This is a genomic window from Micromonospora sp. DT15, assembly GCF_049841475.1.
GTDB lineage: Bacteria > Actinomycetota > Actinomycetes > Mycobacteriales > Micromonosporaceae > Micromonospora.
The window spans coordinates 169,559-186,571 of sequence record NZ_JBNCKJ010000003.1 but is presented as its reverse complement, the minus strand read 5'-3'; the positions used below and the strand labels follow the sequence as shown (position 1 = coordinate 186,571).

Here is a 17,013-nt window from a genome sequence, read left to right as displayed (position 1 = left end):
GCTCCCCCTCAGCCGTCGAGCCGGTAGTGCAGCAGGACGACCAGGTCGGTCAGGCCGTCCGGGTCGGCCGCCAGCGTGACCGGGGTGCCGAGAACCAGCGGATCGGACTGACCCACGCACTGGTGCAGGTCGGCGTCCCGGTTCAACGTCACCGGGTCACCGGCCACCGTGAGGTCGTACGTCCCGGGGTCACCGTCCACCCGGGCGTACCAGGTCACCTGGTCCACCACCGGCTGGTGGTCTCGGGCGAGGTACGGCAGGTGCTCCGGCCCGATGGTCAGCTCGGTGCTCTGCTGCTGGGTGAGCTGCCACCACTCGTCCGGGAAGTGATGGCGCAGGCTGTATGCCTGGTACAGCCCCGTCCGTCCGGCGTCGACAAGCATCTCGTTGAGCACCTCCCGCAGGGAGTCCTCGACCAGGCCGCGCAGCGTCGAGCCGCCGTCACGGGCCGTGTACCGCAGGTGCAGGATGATGTCGCTGATGCTGTCGTAGTCGAACTGGCGGACTGCCGTCGGCAGTTCCAGCCGCCAGGTGCCGATCGCGCCCTTGCCCTCGAACGGCAGGTAGCGGTCGTCGGCGAAGTTCAGCTCGAACATGCCGCTGTCGCTGAGGCCGCTGCTGGTCGCGATCGACTCGATCCCGCCCACGTTGTACGCGAACCGCTCGTCGCCGGGAACCTCGGTGTACTTGTCCTTGGCGCTGGTGGCGGCCTGCCGGGCCGCGGTGGCGGTCCGGTACCGGTTGCCGATCAGGGAGAGCTTCGCGGTGACCGGGGTGTACGGGCCGGCCACGCACGGGATGGACAGACTGACAGTGCGGAGCCGGCGGAAGTAGTGCCCGGGGTGGTCCAGGTCGAACAGCGCCTCCGGCACATTGACCACGCAACTGCCGGTGGCCCGCAGCTCGATCAACGCCGCCGGGTCGAGCTGTGCCAGCGAGACGTGCCGGGTCAGCTCGCGCTCGCGGCTGTGCCGGTCGAGGTAGGCCACCTCCATCCGCTTCAGGTCGTGGCGCAGCGCGTCCGCCACGGTCAGCCCCTTGCGCAGGCTGTCCCAGTAGCCGGGTTGGAGGAACGTGGCCTCGCTGCCCAACTCGTGGGCGAAGCACCGCTCGGCCTTCTTCGCCACGTCGAAGGCGAGCTGGTACGCCCCGAAGTAGACCGAGCTGGCCCGGCTCACCATCCACTGGTACAGCTCGGTGTTTGTGTACTTGCCGCGCAGGTACTCCTCGGTGGCCCGGGCGTTGTCGGCTTCCCGGTCGTGCGCCGCCAGCTCGTCGGTGAGCATGGCCACGTGCAGACGCCCGGTGAGGAGCTGCTGGTCGAGCTGGGTCAGTTCGAGACCGGCCAGCGCCGCCTGGTGTTCCCAGTCGTCCATCCGGCGGCGGTAGCCGCCCTGGTTGGCGGCCATCCCGGCGGCCTTGTCCAGGGCCCGGGCGATCGCCTCCAGGGTCATCACCGCCGAGTCGGCGGCGGCACCGGCCTTGTCCCCGCCGAGGGTGAGGGTCACAGTGGGTGAGCCACCGAAGCCGGCGCCGCCGGCGGTGAAGTTGGGAATCAGCTTCAGCCCGCCGGACAGGATGTAGCCCACCATGATCGCGGTCTCGCCGAGCAGCGACGCCCCGGACAACGTGGTGGCGGTGATCTCCCAGGCGTTCATGTACGGCCGGCCGGCGTAGTAGCGTTGCCGCTCCTCCACCACCTTGCGACTCAGTTCCAGCGCCGCGACGTTGCCCTCGGCCTCCGCGATGGTGGCGAGCTTGACCGCCCGTACCGCGTCGAGCAGGGCGATCTCCTGGCCGGCGCGCAGCCGGGCGAGTTGCTCGGCGTCCCGCTTCTCCATGGCCGCGAGCAGCCCGCCGCCCAGCTCACCGACGTACCCGACGAGTTCGGTGGCCTTCTGGGCCAGCACCCGGAACCGGTAGTTCGGCAGTGGTGCGCCGAGCCCGGCCAGGAACGACGAGACGGACATGCCGGCGGCGGCGGCCCGGACCAGTGCCCCCGGGTCGATCGGCGGTGAGAACAGGGCGAGCATGCTCTCCACCCCGTCGATGTTCTGGCAGTTGCGGATCTTGAAAAGTCGATCGGCGATCAGGTCCCACAGCCGCAGCATCTCCTCGTTGGGCGGGACGCAGAAGTACAGCGCCGAGTAGCTCAGCGGGCTGGGCAGTTCCGCCCCGCCGTGCGGCAGCAGGTCCAGGTCGGGGATCAGGTTCTCCAGGTCCAACAGCGCGTTGCCGAACAGGTCCACAGAGGCCTGGAGCTGGTTGACGGTGGCCGGCGCCGGGCTGACCAGCGGCGGCACCACGCTCGGCTTCGGCCCGAGCAGTTTGTCGGCCAGGATGTAGAGCTGGGTGGCCTGGGTGACGGATTCCCGGGTGAACTGCCGGAACAACTGGTCACCCCAGTCGACCAGGTTCTTGATGTAGCTGACCACCACGGCGAGCTGGTAGGCGACCGGCCGGCTGCGGGCCACCACGTGCGGGTTGAACGGCTTCGCCCGCCACTGCTCCACAGCGAACTTCAGGTCGGTGATGCTGGCCCCCGACGGGTCGGCCGCGATCGCCGTGAGAATGTCGCCGATGCGCTGGTTGAGCAGCTCGGGCACTCCGGTCTGGAAGAACGGCTTCGTGACCCAGTACTTCTGCGGGGCGGCGGCGCCGTCGGCGGTGCCGACCGGGTTGAAGATGTGGTGGAACCAGTCGCGCGCCTCGGCGAACCGCTGGTCCCGGTTGAGCCGCAGCGCGATGTCGAACGGAAGGTGGTAGAACAGCTCCCAGTTGTAGCCCGCGTACGCGCCGTCCGCGGCGAAGTCCAGGTCCTCCACCGGGTACGGCGACACGACCACCGGCGCCGGCTGGTAGGTGGCGGCGAAGTCGAACCCCGTGTTGGTGAGCTGGGTGGTCCGACTCAGCAACGCCGGCACGCCCGACCGGTAGACGGTGGCCCGCAGGACACACAGCAGCGGGTGGTAGAAGTTCGCGAACCGCACCCCGTACGACAGGGTGCCGTAGACCTCGAACTCGGCGACCAGCCGGTGGTACTCCGCGTCCTCGGTCATTGCCTGCACGGCGGCCGCCAGGTCGTGCGCCGGGTCCTCGGCGTATCGGCGCAGGCACTCGGTGAGCAGCGCCAACACGTCGCGGGCGAACTCGTCCACGTCGCTGTACGTCTTCTCGATCCGGTCCGCCGGGTCCTCGGCACGGCGGTCGTAGAAGCCCGGGATGATCACGTAACCACGGTCGTAGTCGCCGTAGAAGTACGGCATCAGGGTGCCCAGTGGCAGCACCGGTCGGCGGTCGTGAACGCCTCGGACGCTCTGCGCAAGCCCCAGCAGCATGATGATCCAGTCGAGCAACGACATCTGCATGGGGTACGTCACCCGGAACCGGCCGGGCGTCTGCGCCACCAGCGTCTGGAACGCGCCCATCAGCGGAGTGCTGATCGCCAGGTCGTTCTGCTCCCGAAAGACCAGTTCGGTGAACCGTTCGGCCAGCAGTTCGGTGTCCTTGAACACCGGCGACAGCAGCAGGTTGCCGGAACCGCCGCCCGGCACCGGCTCCGGATAGCCTCGGCAGCCGGTCAACGCGAACGAGCCGACGAACTCGGTGCCGGTGAGCACGCTGATCGCCTGGCCGGCCGCTCCGGCCGCGTACGCGAAGCAGGTGAACTCGTCCGCCTCGGGGAGGTCCTCCCGGTAGCCGCTGGCCGGGTAGTACAGCGCGTCCTTGGAGATCTTCTTCGGCTGCCAGCGGTCCTGCGTCCGCTCGCCGATGGCCAGCTGGATTCGCCACCGCCGGCGCGGCCGCTCCGTCTCCGTGCCGCCCGGCGGGATGCCGTCCGGGTCCGGAATCTGGGAGGTCTGCGACGTGTCCGTCTCCTGCGTGAAGACCGGCCAGGCCACTGTGAGCCGGCTGTTGCGGTCGAAGGCGAGCAGGTGGTCGCCCGCGATGTCCAGCGGCACCCGCCGCCACGGCGTCCAGTACCGCTCCCGCTCGAACTGCCGGTGGTAGTACACCGTCGGGTCGCCGCCCCGGGTGCGGGCGAACACGTGCATGAGATGCCTGTCGTGCTGGTAGTAGCAGGCCATCACGTCCAGGTGCGCCAGGTCATCCAGCTTCTCCAGGTACGCGATGGTGGCGTTCTCCACCGCCAGGTCGGTCAGCTCGTCCTGCTGCAACTGGTCGTCCAGCTCGGTGAACAGCTCCGACTTGTCGTCGCGCAACTCCGGCAGGATCCAGTTCTCCGGATACAGGAAGATCTTCCGGTTGGCCTCCCACACCCGGTAGTTGGCCATCCAGTTCCACTGGTCCCAACCCGGATCCTCGGTGACCGCCGCGACGCTGTCCGGCTCCAGGCCCAGCAGGCAGCGCTGCACGAACAACTGAACTGTGGCGTGCGCCTGCACGATGCGCGACGTCGCCATGCAGGCGCCCATCTCGACATCGATGAGGAAGTGGTCGTACAGGTCATTGGTGTCGCGCAGCCCCGGGTTCTCGGCCAACAGGTACGCGACCAGCGCGTCCCGTTTGGCCACCCGCAGCCGGTCCTGCACCCCTTGGAGCACCCCGAACCACTCGGCCTCGGCGTAGCGCGCCTTCAGTGCCTGCCGCATGGTGGCCGCCCCGGCCGCCGTGGTGACCGGCTGGACCAGCGGCACCGCCGCCGCCACCGGTAGGCCCAGCCGGCGCAGCAGGGTGAGCGCCCGGGCCAGTCGCTGGATCGTCGCCGGCGACCGGTACGCGGTGAGGTCCATCGCCGACAGTTCGAGGTGGGTGTCCAGGTCGGCCAGCACTGTGGCGTCCCAGCCACCGAGCTGCGCCAGCTGGATGTGGACCTGCGTGGAGGTGGTGCCGGTCGCCAGGACCAGGTCGAACAACCCGTACACCGTCCACGGCGTCGCCGCGTCCAGCGGGTTCGCCACCGGTGGGTAGGTGCGGGCCAGCTCGACCCCGGCGGCCAACCGGATCCACTCGGCCAACGGGGCCGGCGGCCGGCCGGTCTGGTAGGGCGCCCGGTCCGGGGCCAGCCAGCCGAGCGACCCGGCGTTCGTCAGCAGCCAGCCGAGATCCGCGTCGGGCACCGTCAGGTGGTCGACGAGTCGGCTCAGGACGTGCAGCAGGCGCAGTGCCCGGTACTGCTCGTCGAACCCGGCCGGGGTGACCGTCGGCGGCGCCGTCGGCTCGTTCACCAGGTCCACCAGCACGTCGTCGGTGAGCACTGCGAGCAGTGGCCGGGTCAGCTCCGCGCCGGCCAGCACGGTCGCGGCGGCGTCCGCCGAGAACCCGAAGGTGTCGGCCACCGCCGCAACCGCCAGCTCCTGCTTGGTACGGGTGTACGCGTAGCTGGACAGGGCCGTGGTGATGGCCAACAGCAGCGTGGTCTGCTGGGCCTCGGTGGGGCTGGCCACGATCGCTGCTGTGATCGGTGTGGTGTCCACCAGGGCGGCGAGCTTCGCGTCGACGAACTGCGCCGGGGTGGTCACCGCATCGGTCCAACCACCGTCCACGATCGAGGCGAAGCCGGCCAGGTCCGCCTCGGTCATCCCGGGCACGGTGGCCAGCAGGGCACGCATGCCCGGCAGGTTCTCCTCGGGGGGCGCCATCGGGTCGACAGCGGGTCGGGTCGCCGCGTACCCGCTCTGGTAGCCGGTCTGCAACCCGTTGAGCACCGCGGTCAGCGTCTCGTCCGGCAGGTCCCGCGCGGCCAGGTCGTCGGCTTCGTGTCGGAGCAGGTAGCGCAGGTCAGCCGGGCGGATGCCGGTGCCGGCCCGGGCGGCGTCGAACCGCTCGACGAAGGCCAGCGCGGTGGCCGGCGCGGTGAGCGGATCCGACCCGATCAGATCCTTCATGATCAGGTACTCGGTGGCGGTGAGGCCGAGCGCCCGGGCCAGCAGCGTCCCGGCGTATACCGCGTGCAGGCCGACGTTGCTGACGATCGCCGGGGCCGGAAGGTCGGCCACCAGCAGGGCGGTGTCCGCCGTGGTGGCCCCCAGGCAGGTCGCCAGGTACGCCCCGTGCGTCGACAGCGGAGCACCCGAGCCGGGTGTGGTCAGCTCCGCCTGCTCGTTGGCGAGGACGTTGGCCGGCTCGAACGCCTCGAGGACCGGGCCGTTCGCCGTGTTGCGGAACACCTCGGCGTACCGCGACTCGTCCAGCGGCGCGAACAGGTCGACCACCTCGGGCAACGGCAGCCCCAGCCGCGCCGTGAGCCGGTGCAGCGCCGCCACCGCGACCAGGAGACCGTCGTCCAGGGCGCCGCCGCCCAGCGCGTCGGCCCGGATCGCCCGGTCCAGCAACGGCGGCGTCCAACCGGTGCAGGCCGGCGCGCGCAGCAGGCGCAGGAACCGGTGGATCCGGTCCAGGCGCGCGTCGGTGAGCTGCTGGATCCGCTTTGCGCTGAGGTCGGACCCGGTGTCCAGGTGCTTGACGAACATGGCGTTACTGGGATTGACCCAGGCCAGCGCCAGCAGCTCGGTCAACTCCCGATAATCCAGGCGCGCCCGAGCGAGGAAGTTGTCCACCCGGGCGATGCCGCCCAGAGCGCCGAGCGGCGCGGTGTTCCAGATGTCGTCCTGAGCGGCCGGGTCGGCGGTGACCACCAACTGCCGCTGCGCGTCGCTGATTCCCAGTTCCTCGGCCGCGATGGCCTCGTCGCTCGGGCCCGCCGACCGGCGCAGCGCCCGCATCAGGTCGGCCCGAGCCATGTCGAACTGGGCGAAGTAGCTGCGGGTCTCCTCGTGAGCCAGGTCGAACGGTAGGGCGAACGCGTACCGGCTGCCCGCCAGCAGGGTGTAGGCGGCGGCATTCACGAACTGCGGCGCGGCCGCCAACTCCAGCGCGGTGCCGGTGGTCTGGCGCAATCGGCGTACGACCCACCCGCCGGCCCCGTCCGGCGTCGCCTTGGCCACCACGCCGATGTCCCGTACCACTCGGGCCCCAGCCAGGTCCGGCTCGTAAACGAGGGAACGGTCGGTGAACGGCCATCCCTGGCCCTGCAACAGGCTCAGCAGCCCGGCCGACGGCGCCTCCACCGGATCGACGCCGCCGCTCAGCGGGCCCCCGAACGCCAGGCCCGCGTCCGGCGCCACCGCCTCCTCCAGCAGCTCGCACACCAGGTCCAGGTAGGGCAGCGGAAGGTCGGTGTTCTCGCAGCTCAGATCCAGGTCACCCAGGTCCGGCCGGCGACCGTACAGGACATCCCGGGCGACCTTGGTGGCCGGACCCGGCGTGTCGGCGTCGGTGACCAGCCGGTTGCCGAGGAACTGAAGGACGTCCACCAGGTACGCGGCCGCACTGTGCACGCTGCGGCACGGCTCGCAGTAGCTGGAGTCGGCGAGCTGGAACAGGCTGCTCAGGTTGGGAAAGTCTGCGCTGACAGGGGTGAGGTCCGGGGCCGCCGAGCCGCCCAGTGCCCGGACCGGCAGCGCCCGCGCCGCGCTTTGAAGCTCACCGGCCAGCAACCCGCTCGCCACGTGCACGTCCACGGCCCGGCGATACACCGACCGGGCCTGCTCGTCGGTGAATCGGCCGGTGTCCACGGCGGTGGCCACGAACCGCGTCTCGCCGAGGGCGTGGATCCGAGCCGCCGACGGCACTTCGGCCGCCAGCAACGCCGTCGTCTGCCGATAGGTCGGCGCCAGCTTGAAGATCCGCTGCGCGGCCTTGAGCGCCGGCCGGCCGGTCCGCAGCCGCTCGGGGTGGTCCCGCAGCAGCCGCTCCACGTTGCCGGTCGCGAGGTCGAAGTCCGGATTCGCGGTGAGCAGTTCGAGCACCGCGTCCCGGTGCCCACCGAAGGCGCGCTCGGCGGCGCTGGCCCGCTCCTCGTTGCCGGGCTGCTCGTCGGGGTCGGCCCGTTGACCGGGGCCGGGCCGATCTGGACTGCCGTCGGGGCGTTCGCCTTCGGTGCCGGATGCGGCGTTGGCTGTGGTGTCGGCCACGGCGCCCGCGTCGCGTTCGAGCTGCGCGGTGAAGGCCGTGGTGGGATAGCGCCTCTCCAGCTTGCGGGCCAGCGCGCCGGCGTGCAGGTCGATCAGCTCCGGCCGGACCGGCTGACCGGCGACCCGGACATCAGTGGTGCTGTCCCGCAACACCCGCCGCCAGTCCGCCGGGGCCAGCCGGGCCAGCCGGCGTACGTCGGCCGCCCCCTCGATCCCCTCGCGGTCGCGGACCCGGTCGACGATCGTCTCGTCGTAGCCCAGCACGTCGGCCAGCACGCTCGCCGCGCCGGCCGCCTCGGCGGCCGACCGGTCGGGAAACGCCGCCGCGTCGGCCAGCCGGGCGATCAGCCCAGGTAGGTCACCGGCGGCGTCGGCGGCGAGGAGACTCTGGACCCGCTCGTGCGCGCCGTCGGCGAGGAACCGTTCCACCCGCCCGTACAACACCTTCGGCCGTTCCTGCTCGACGTACTCCTTGGCCTCCGGCCGTACCCGGGCCAGCATGTCGAGGATCCGGTCCAGCTCGCCGAGCAGGTCCTCGGGAACGTACCGATGGCGCACGGCGTCGGCGACGGCGTTCCGGACGGTGTGCTCGTCGAGCAGGGCGATGTCGTAGTACAGCGGCCGCAGCTCGGTGTTCAGATCGACGTCGAACCGGGCGAGCGCGGCACCGGTGCGGCTTGTGGTCAACAGCGTCCGCTCGGCGAACAGCGCGTAACCGAACACCGCCGGCAGCTTGTAGGACGCGGCCAGTTTCTGCGCCACACCGAAGTGCGCCAGCGCCGTCGCGGGCAGTCCGGTCTCGGCGGCCAGGAACGTCACGTCCTCGACCTCGTCGTCCTGCCTCAGCTCGTACAGCGGGACCTGGCCGAGCAGCGGGACAATCGTGGCGAGGATCCGCTCGTACTCACTGCGTTCCCGGTCCCCGCCACCGGACAGATCCACTGTGAGCGCGGCCAGCTCGGGAGCGTTGAACAGCACCGCGCTCAGCGGCGGGTCGGACAGGAGCCGATCACCAGCGGACACCCGGACGAACAGGTCAGCGGACTGCTTCTCCGAGCGGGTGAACTGGTCGCGTGAATAGTCGACGCGATACAGCCCGTCGTCCCCGGTGGTCGCCTCGCCGAGCTGCTCGGCGTGGCGCAGGTCCCGGTCGAACGCGCCGACCGTCAGAGCGTTCGCCGGCTGCCCGTCGACCCAGCGAACCCGACCCACCACAACGAACCGGGACGGCGGCTCGGCCAGCACCATCTGCACCGCGTCCCGGGTCGCCCCGTCCACCGTGCCGGTCACCGGCAGCTTGTGCGCCCGTTGGAACTCGGCCACCCCGCGACGGGTGGACGGCCCGTACCGGGCGTCGACCAGTTCGTCGGTGGCGATGTCGACGGGCATCCGCAGCAGCGCGGTGTGCAGCCGCCGGACGTCGTCGCTGGGGCGGTGCCGGCGCGAGCCCATCGGGGTGGTCATCAGCATCTCCGATCGTCCGGCAGCCGGCGACGGCGGCTGTCTGACGCCGGTGCGGCCGGGGGCTACCTGGCATCCTGCGGATCAGAGGAGCCCGCCAGCATCGCACTGTCCGAGATCCGCCTTCCCTTCTGGCTGAACGGCAGCGGGCGCTGCCGGTCCGGCCGGGCTCGATGTCAGGTCACTCCTGCGGCGCGATCAGCCGGTCGTCGGTGACGTCGTGGACCGTGATCGCCTCCACGGGGCACGAGTCGGCGGCGTCGACGATGACGTCGTCCGGGGCGACCACGTCGGTCAGCGGCGTGGACCGGCCGTCGACCAGGCGGAAGTGCTCGGGCGCGGTGCCGGCGCAGATGCTCGTGCCGATGCAGCGGCTCGTGTCCACCCCGATCCGCCAGGCGGTACTCACCAGGCCACCGGCATCCCGAGCAGGCCCCGCACCAACATGCCCCGCTTCCACTGCAGCTCGGCTTCCGGTACGGCGAGCCGCAACCCGGGCAGGCGAGTCACGAGGGTGGCGACGGCGACCTGCAACTCCATGCGGGCCAGCTGCGCGCCGACGCAGTGGTGTACGCCGTGACCAAAGCCCAGGTGCGGGTTCTGCTCGCGCGCGAGATCCAGCCGGTCCGGGTCGGCGAAGACGGCACCGTCCCGATTCGCCGACGACAGTGAGCCGAGAACCGGCTCACCTGCCCGGACCAGCACCCCGCCGACCTCGACGTCCTCCTTGGCGTACCGGGCGAATGAGGAGCCGACGCCGAGCGGCACGTACCGCAGCAGTTCCTCGACCGCAGCCGGCACCAGCGACGGGTCGGCCCGCAGCCGAGCGAGCTGGTCCGGGTTGTGCAGCAGGACGTATACGAAGTTGGGGATCTGGGTGACTGTGGTCTCGTGGCCGGCCGCGAGCAGCCCTGCGGCCAGCTCCACCAGCTCGGTCTCGCTGAGCCGATCCTGGTTCTCGTCGCGGGCCCGCACCAACGCGCCGAGCAGGTCGTCGATCCCCGGCTCGCGGCGGCGCTCGGCGACCAGACCACCGATGTAGCCCCAGAGGTTGTTCAGGTACTCCTGGATCGTCTCCGCCGGCAGGGAGGTGGTCGAGACGATCGCCTCGGACCAGATGTGGAAGCGGTCGCGGTCGGCGTACGGGACCCCGAGCAGCTCGCAGATCACCTGGATCGGCAGCGGCGTGGCGACGTGCTCCACCAGGTCGGCCGGAGGACCGAGCTGGACCATGGTGTCGACCAGCGCGTCGGCGATCTCCTGGGTACGGGGTCGCAGCGCCTCCACCCGACGTGCCGTGAACGCCTTCGCCACCAGCCGGCGCAGCCGGGTGTGATCGGGCGGGTCCATTGTCAGCATGCCGCTGTACTGCTGGCGCGGGGTGAGCCGGGGCTCGTCGCGCTGGACGGCCGGGGCGCGGCCGAACCGCACGTCGCCGAGGACCGTACGGACGTCCTCGTACCGGGTGGCGAGCCACGCCTCCTCGCCGTAGGGAAGCTTCACCCGGGTCATCGGTTCGTTCTCGCGCAGCTCGCCATAGGTCGGATCGACGACCAGGCGGTCGGGCACACTGAACGGGTACGGCCGCGCGGGCGGGAGGCTTCGGCTCTCGGTGGTCTGAGCGCTCTCCGTCATCCGGATTCCCTTCGTCGAGACGGCGTGGATCCTCAGGTCGGCACCACGGTCGTAGCGGCGCCGGATTGCCAGCGTCCAGGGCTTGCGGACGGAACACATCAACGCTCAGTAATCCATCGATGTCGGATCGTAGCGGGAGACGTCGATGATCGCCATGGAGGCCGGTCCGCGTCGCCGGGGTGCGGCAGCAAGGCCGCACCCCGGCAGAGAGCCTCCGAGCCACCCGGGCCTCAGATCAGCAGCCGAGGCGCTTGCTCGAGAGGGCGATGTCGTCGATCCAGAGGTCAAACTCGCCCGGTGTCGTGCCGCCCTGGTAGAGCTGCCAGCCGATCTTCACCGTGTCGACCGTCGGCAGGACAAAGGGAACGTCGTTGCCACCATGGCTGGTCGTGGAGGCTGTCAACTCCGGGTTCGCCACGCCATCGATCCACACCTCGACGCGGTTGTCCGCCGAGTCGATCTTCCACTCGAAGCACTGCCAGGTGTCCTCAACGACCGGGGCGGACTCCCGCCAGTTGGTCCAGTCGCCGGTCGGACCGCCGTCGGCGCCGATCCCCCAGAAGGTTCCGGGGACCGTGGGCGCGTACTGCCCACCGATCGGGCGGACGACCTCCGCGCTGCCGGTGCCGGTCGCTTCCACCAGCGTGAAGTGCGCCCAGTCCGGGGCCGTGGGGAAGGCGTCGACGCGCAGACGCATCCGGCCGTAGAAGCGGTTGCCCGGCGCGGCGAAGTCGTCGACGCGCAGGAACGCACGTCCGTTGTCAACGGTGTGGATGTGCAGCGCCTGGTTGCCACGGCGGGCACGTTCGACGGTCAGCGTGCCGTGGCGGGTGTCGACGCCCCAGTTCAACGTGCTGGGACCTCCGGGAGGCAGTCGCTCGAAGTCCTCACAGAAGAGCAGGCCACGGGGGCACGAGGGCCGGGAGGCCCCCGATGCCCCGCCCGGGACGCTGCCGACTGCGGCGCCGAGGATCAGGGCGGCGCTGAACACAGCGAGAAATCTGCGCATTGTCATCCTCCAGGACGGCTGGGTCTCCCACCACAGGGGCTGGGCCAGCAGGAACGTTGCGGTCATGCGACGCTGAGGTGCACCCGCTCGCACCACTGCGGCGCGGTTGCCTCCGCACTGCGGCGATCCGAGCCCTTCCGGCACGACCGCATCAGCGCCTATCGCATTGATGGACGTCAGTATAAGTGAAGCGGACCTGCCGCTCGCCAACTGCCCCTGAGTTGGGCGTTGACTCGAAGCCAGGAAGACGTAACGCTGTGGAAGCGCTCCCATTGGCGAGCTCCTATGCGAAAGGAATGCTCGTGCGTCCCACCACAGCTCTACTTCCGGTCGTGCTCGCCACGGCCCTCGGCGGTCTGGCCCTGCCGGAGCCCGCCCTGGCCGCTGCCGGCCCGGCGCTGGCCGTGGACACCACTGCTGCCCGGCACCAGATCAGCCCGTACATCTACGGCATGAACTTCGCCGACCAGGCCCTCGCCAGCGACCTGCGGTTGCCGGTGCACCGCTACGGTGGCAACGCCACCACCCGCTACAACTTCCGTGCCGACACCACCAACCGCGCGTCGGACTGGTACTTCGAGAACATCCCCAACGACAACCCGAGTCCCGGCGACCTCCCGAAGGGCTCGGAGAGCGATCGGTTCGTGCAGCAGAACAAGGCCACCGGCGCCGCCACTGTCATGACGGTGCCGATGCTCGGCTGGATCGCCAAGGACCGGTCGCGGGCGTGTGGCTTCAGCGTCGCCAAGTACGGGCCGCAGGAGTCCACCGACACCTGGGCACCGGACTGCGGCAACGGCAAGAAGCCGGACGGGACGCTGGTCACCGGCAACGATCCGACGGACACCAGCGTCGCCGTCGGTCCGGAGTACGTCACCGACTTCGTCAACCACCTCAAGGGGCAGTTCGGCGCCGCCACCAACGGCGGGGTCCAGTTCTACAACCTGGACAACGAGCCGGACCTGTGGCAATCCACCCACCGCGACGTCCGCCCGACCGGGATGGGATACGACGAGCTACGCGACCGCACCTACGAGTACGCCGCCGCGATCAAGGCTGCCGACCCCGGCGCGAAGACGCTCGGTCCGGTCGGCTGGGGCCTCAACTCGATCATCTTCTCGGGCCTCGACCAGGACACCTGCTCGCGCACCGGATGCTGGTCGAACCCACCGGACAAGGCCGCGCACGGCGGCCAGGACCTCGGCCCGTGGTACCTGGACCGGATGCGCGAGTACGAGCAGCAGCACGGCACCCGCATCCTCGACTACTTCGACGTCCACCTCTACCCGCAGCAGTCCGGCGTGCTCGGTGACGCGGCCGGCGACGCCACCACCCAGGCGCTGCGGCTGCGCTCGACCCGCCAACTCTGGGACCCGACCTACGTGGACGAAAGCTGGATCAACAGTCCGGTCCGGTTCATCCCGCGCCTGCGCGAGTTGGTCGACCAGCACTACCCGGGCACGAAGGTCGCGATGACCGAGTACAACTGGGGTGGCTTCGGGTCGCTCAACGGCGCCCTCGCCCAGGCTGACGTACTCGGCATCTTCGGCCGCGAAGGGCTCGACCTGGCCACCCTCTGGACCGCGCCCACGGCCGACCAACCGGTGGCCAACGCGTTCCGCGTCTACCGCAACTACGACGGCAAAGGCGGCGCGTTCGGCGAGACCTCCGTCCAGGCGACCAGCGCCGACCAGGGCAAGTTGGCGGTGTACGCCGCCGAGCGCAGCGCCGACAAGGCCCTCACTGTGGTCGTCGTCAACAAGACCGGCGACGACCTGACCAGCCCGGTCACCCTCACCGGGGCCTCCGCCAGCACCGCTCAGGTCTACCGCTACAGCGGGGCGGATCTCACCGCCGTCGTCCGGGAGGCAGACCTTCCGGTGACCGCCGGCAGCCTCACGACCACCTTCCCGGCCAACTCCATCACCCACCTGGTGCTGCCACGCGGCACCACGCCCGGCGACACCCAGGCCCCGACCGTCCCGGGCAAGCCCACCGCAGGCACGATCACCGGCGACAGCGTCGCGCTGACCTGGACGCCGTCCACCGACAACACGGCCGTCACCGGCTACGACGTGCACCGGGTCGACACCGCCGGCACCGTGAAGGTGGGCAGCGCCACCGGCACCGCGTACACCGTGACCGGGTTGACGCCGGACACCCCGTACACCTTCGTGGTGACCGCCCGCGACGCGGCGGGCAACATCTCGGCGGCCTCGCCCGGCCTGACCGTGCGGACCGCGCCCACCACCCCGACCGGCGGCTGCACGGTCGCCTGGACGGCGAACAGTTGGCCGGGCGGCTTCACCGCGACACTGACGATCAAGAACACCGGCACCACCGCTGTCGACGGCTGGAAACTCGCCTTCGACTTCCCCACCACCGGCCAGAAGGTCAGCCAGGGCTGGTCGGCCACCTGGAAACAGAGCGGAACGAGCGTCACCGCGGACAGCATGAGTTGGAACGGCAGACTCGCCCCCGGCGCGTCCACAAGCGTCGGCTTCAACGGCACCTGGAGCGGCACCAATCCGGCGCCGACCGCCTTCAACCTCAACGGTCAACGCTGCGGGTGAGCTGAGAAATCCGAATCCCCGCGCCGACGGAGCAGGCCGGAGGGGTCGGGGTGCAGCAGCACCCCGGCCCCTCCGCTCTCGAGCGGCCGTCCCGGCCACGAGTCGGACCCCGCGCACCCGCCGTTGCCGCCCAGAGGGTCAGTCCTCGTCGGCCTTCTTCTTCTTGTCACGGTTCATGGCCAGGTCGAGCGCCAGGACGCTACCGATGATGAGCAGCGGGTCCACGCCGGCGGTGACCTGCACGGCGTAGGTGTCCCGGATCGTCAGCCACCGCTTGGAGACCGAGGCCACCTCGGTGCCGTCGCGTTCGATCACGTACTCGTGGTCGAGCAGGTCACCCTTCATCTCCAGGTCATCGGGCCCCGGCACGTCAATGGTGAACCTGTCGCGGAACGGCGTGAGCAGCTTCTTGCGGACCTCGGCGGCCTTCTCGCCGCCGATGCGGATCTCGTACGTGGGACGCAGCGCCACCAGGTGCCGGTGCAGCGTGGCGACCTCGTGGCCGGAGGCGTCCTCGATGACGACCTTGTCGCGGACGCTGAGCACCTTGCCGTCGACGTGGAAGACCTTGGTGCCGTGCTCGTCGAGCACGTCGAAGTCGTCGCCGATCGAGAAGAACCGCTCCTTGATGACAAACATGAGTCGATTCTCCCCCACCGCACACCGAAGTGCCGGCCGAGCCGACTGGGGGCACCGCCGAGGTGCCGGGTCAGCCCGCTTGGCCACCGGAGCGCGCCCGGTTGTTCGGGTAGCCCGTATGGCCACATGAGACGGAAGCGTGCGCCCGTGACGGCCCCTGACCAGCGTCGGAACAGGTCGCCCTGCCACCGGGGGTCCACTCTGGCAAGCTGTCCCAGTGATGGTCGGTGATCTGTTGGACGGCAGGTATCAGGTCGAGAGCCGTCTCGGCGCTGGCGGCATGTCGGTCGTCTGGCGGGCGTGGGACCGCGTCCTCGAACGTGGGGTGGCAGTCAAGGTCCTGGCCGGCGCGCAGGCCGCCGCCCGAGGCGCGCGGCAACGCGTCCAGGCAGAGGCCAGGGCCGCAGCGGGGCTCTGGCACCCGCACGTGACGAGTGTGTACGACTATGGCGAGCACACCGATGCCGCCGGCCGCCAGGTCTCGTACGTGGTGATGGAACTGCTGCCCGGCGAGACCCTGTCCGAGCGCCTTGCCGCCGGTCCGCTGCCGCCGGCCGTCGCGATGCGGACGTGCGCGCAGGTCGCCGAGGCGCTCGCCGCCGCGCACGAACGGCAGTTGGTGCACCGGGACATCAAACCGTCCAACGTGATGCTGACACCGGCCGGCGTGAAGGTGGTCGACTTCGGTATCGCCACCACAGTGGGTCGGCCGGAGCTGGAGGCGGACGGACAACTGTTGGGCACCGCGGCCTACCTCGCGCCGGAACGGCTCGCCGGTGGCACTGTCCTGCCCGCTTCCGATGTCTACGCGCTCGGGCTGCTGCTGTACCGAACGCTGACCAACGAGCTGCCCTGGTCGGCGGAGACCCCCACGCAGATGTTGACGGCTCACGTGTACGTCGATCCTGCGCCGCTGCCGGACATCGAGGGAGTGTCACCGGAGGTCCACCGCCTCCTCGACCGTTGCCTCGCCAGCGAGCCGGCGGATCGACCGGACGCCGCGGAGGTGGCCGCGGCCCTGCACGGTTTCGCCGACGACGCCGATCGCCGGGTGAAACAGGCAGCGCAGTCGGCATCCGTCTCGCCAGTGTCGGCCCCGCCTACCGCCGACCCCTCTCCCGATCGGCGTCGCCGCATCCCAAATGCCGTGTTGATCCCCGTGCTCATGGCGACGGCAGCGACCGTCTCGCTCCTGCTCCCTCAGTTCGTACCTGTCGACGGCGGATCGGACGGCATCGCCACACGTGAGGGTGCCGCCCCGCCCGACGCTGCCCTCGAGGTGTCTGCCACCGAGACGCCTGCTGCCCGGCAGACATCCGCGGAGCCCACACCAGCCTCTCGACCAAGCCGCTCGGTGGCCGCTCCGGCTGGGCCTGTTGAAGCGAGCGCCGGAGCCGGTTCATCGGCCGGCCCCACGACGTCACCCAGTGCCGACCAGTCGCCGGCCCCGTCCAGTGCCGCGCCCGCGCCGACCTCCCCGAAGCCAGGTACAGCCCTGCGGGCACTCGGTGGTGTGGTGACCGCGCTCTGCACCGGCGAACAGGCTCGCGTTGTGGACGTCGCTCCTGCCCGTGGCTACCGCCTCAAGGATTACCACCCCGGGCCGGCCAAGGAGATCCAGGTGGTGCTCCTGTCCGCGGGCAACAAGAGCGAGATCAAGGCGCGGTGTGACCACGGCAAGCTGGTGCCGAAGGTAAGGGAGAGCCGCCAGTGAGCTGACGACACGCTCCGTAGTGGTGATATCGCACCGACCGACTGG

The 17,013-nt window shown here is 70.4% G+C and carries 7 protein-coding genes; 2 read left to right on the top strand and 5 right to left on the bottom strand.

What is annotated here, in order from left to right; all coding sequences use genetic code 11:
* Nucleotides 1–8: 8 nt before the first annotated feature.
* From ACLQ3F_RS08425 to ACLQ3F_RS08410, 4 genes are all read right to left on the bottom strand, one after another.
* The gene (locus ACLQ3F_RS08425) at nucleotides 9–9,401 is read right to left on the bottom strand and encodes a neuraminidase-like domain-containing protein (RefSeq protein ID WP_425847581.1); all 9,393 of its coding nucleotides are present in this window, start codon (nucleotides 9,399–9,401) and stop codon (nucleotides 9–11) included.
* Between the two features lie 178 nt (nucleotides 9,402–9,579).
* Nucleotides 9,580–9,807, bottom strand: a complete 228-nt coding sequence (locus ACLQ3F_RS08420; RefSeq protein WP_425847579.1) for a ferredoxin — start codon at nucleotides 9,805–9,807, stop codon at nucleotides 9,580–9,582.
* Complete coding sequence (locus ACLQ3F_RS08415) at nucleotides 9,804–11,033, bottom strand: cytochrome P450 (RefSeq protein WP_425847577.1); 1,230 nt, start codon at nucleotides 11,031–11,033, stop codon at nucleotides 9,804–9,806. Before ACLQ3F_RS08415 ends, ACLQ3F_RS08420 begins: the two co-directional genes overlap by 4 nt.
* A gap of 235 nt (nucleotides 11,034–11,268) precedes the next feature.
* Nucleotides 11,269–12,042, bottom strand: coding sequence for a hypothetical protein (locus tag ACLQ3F_RS08410; protein ID WP_425847575.1), 774 nt, complete (start codon nucleotides 12,040–12,042; stop codon nucleotides 11,269–11,271).
* A 302-nt stretch (nucleotides 12,043–12,344) separates the two neighbouring features.
* Between ACLQ3F_RS08410 and ACLQ3F_RS08405 the strand changes: the two genes are divergently transcribed.
* On the top strand, nucleotides 12,345–14,615 hold the full coding sequence (locus ACLQ3F_RS08405; RefSeq protein ID WP_425847574.1) for a glycoside hydrolase family 44 protein: 2,271 nt from the start codon (nucleotides 12,345–12,347) through the stop codon (nucleotides 14,613–14,615).
* Between the two features lie 138 nt (nucleotides 14,616–14,753).
* Here ACLQ3F_RS08405 and ACLQ3F_RS08400 read toward each other — a convergent pair whose 3' ends face one another.
* Nucleotides 14,754–15,272 carry an LURP-one-related/scramblase family protein gene (locus ACLQ3F_RS08400; protein WP_425847573.1) on the bottom strand — a complete coding sequence of 173 codons (519 nt, stop codon included), beginning with the start codon at nucleotides 15,270–15,272 and terminating at the stop codon, nucleotides 14,754–14,756.
* A gap of 202 nt (nucleotides 15,273–15,474) precedes the next feature.
* On the opposite strand from ACLQ3F_RS08400, the gene ACLQ3F_RS08395 reads away from it, so the two are divergent.
* Entirely contained in the window at nucleotides 15,475–16,968 is a 1,494-nt protein-coding gene (locus tag ACLQ3F_RS08395; RefSeq protein WP_425848211.1) for a protein kinase domain-containing protein, read from the top strand.
* Nucleotides 16,969–17,013 lie beyond the last annotated feature (45 nt).

Coding starts and splice junctions, on each gene's coding strand:
- ACLQ3F_RS08395 (WP_425848211.1), top strand. CDS start 15,475: ATGGTCGGTGATCTGTTGGACGGCAGGTATCAGGTCGAGAGCCGTCTC.
- ACLQ3F_RS08410 (WP_425847575.1), bottom strand. CDS start 12,042: ATGCGCAGATTTCTCGCTGTGTTCAGCGCCGCCCTGATCCTCGGCGCC.
- ACLQ3F_RS08415 (WP_425847577.1), bottom strand. CDS start 11,033: ATGACGGAGAGCGCTCAGACCACCGAGAGCCGAAGCCTCCCGCCCGCG.
- ACLQ3F_RS08425 (WP_425847581.1), bottom strand. CDS start 9,401: ATGACCACCCCGATGGGCTCGCGCCGGCACCGCCCCAGCGACGACGTC.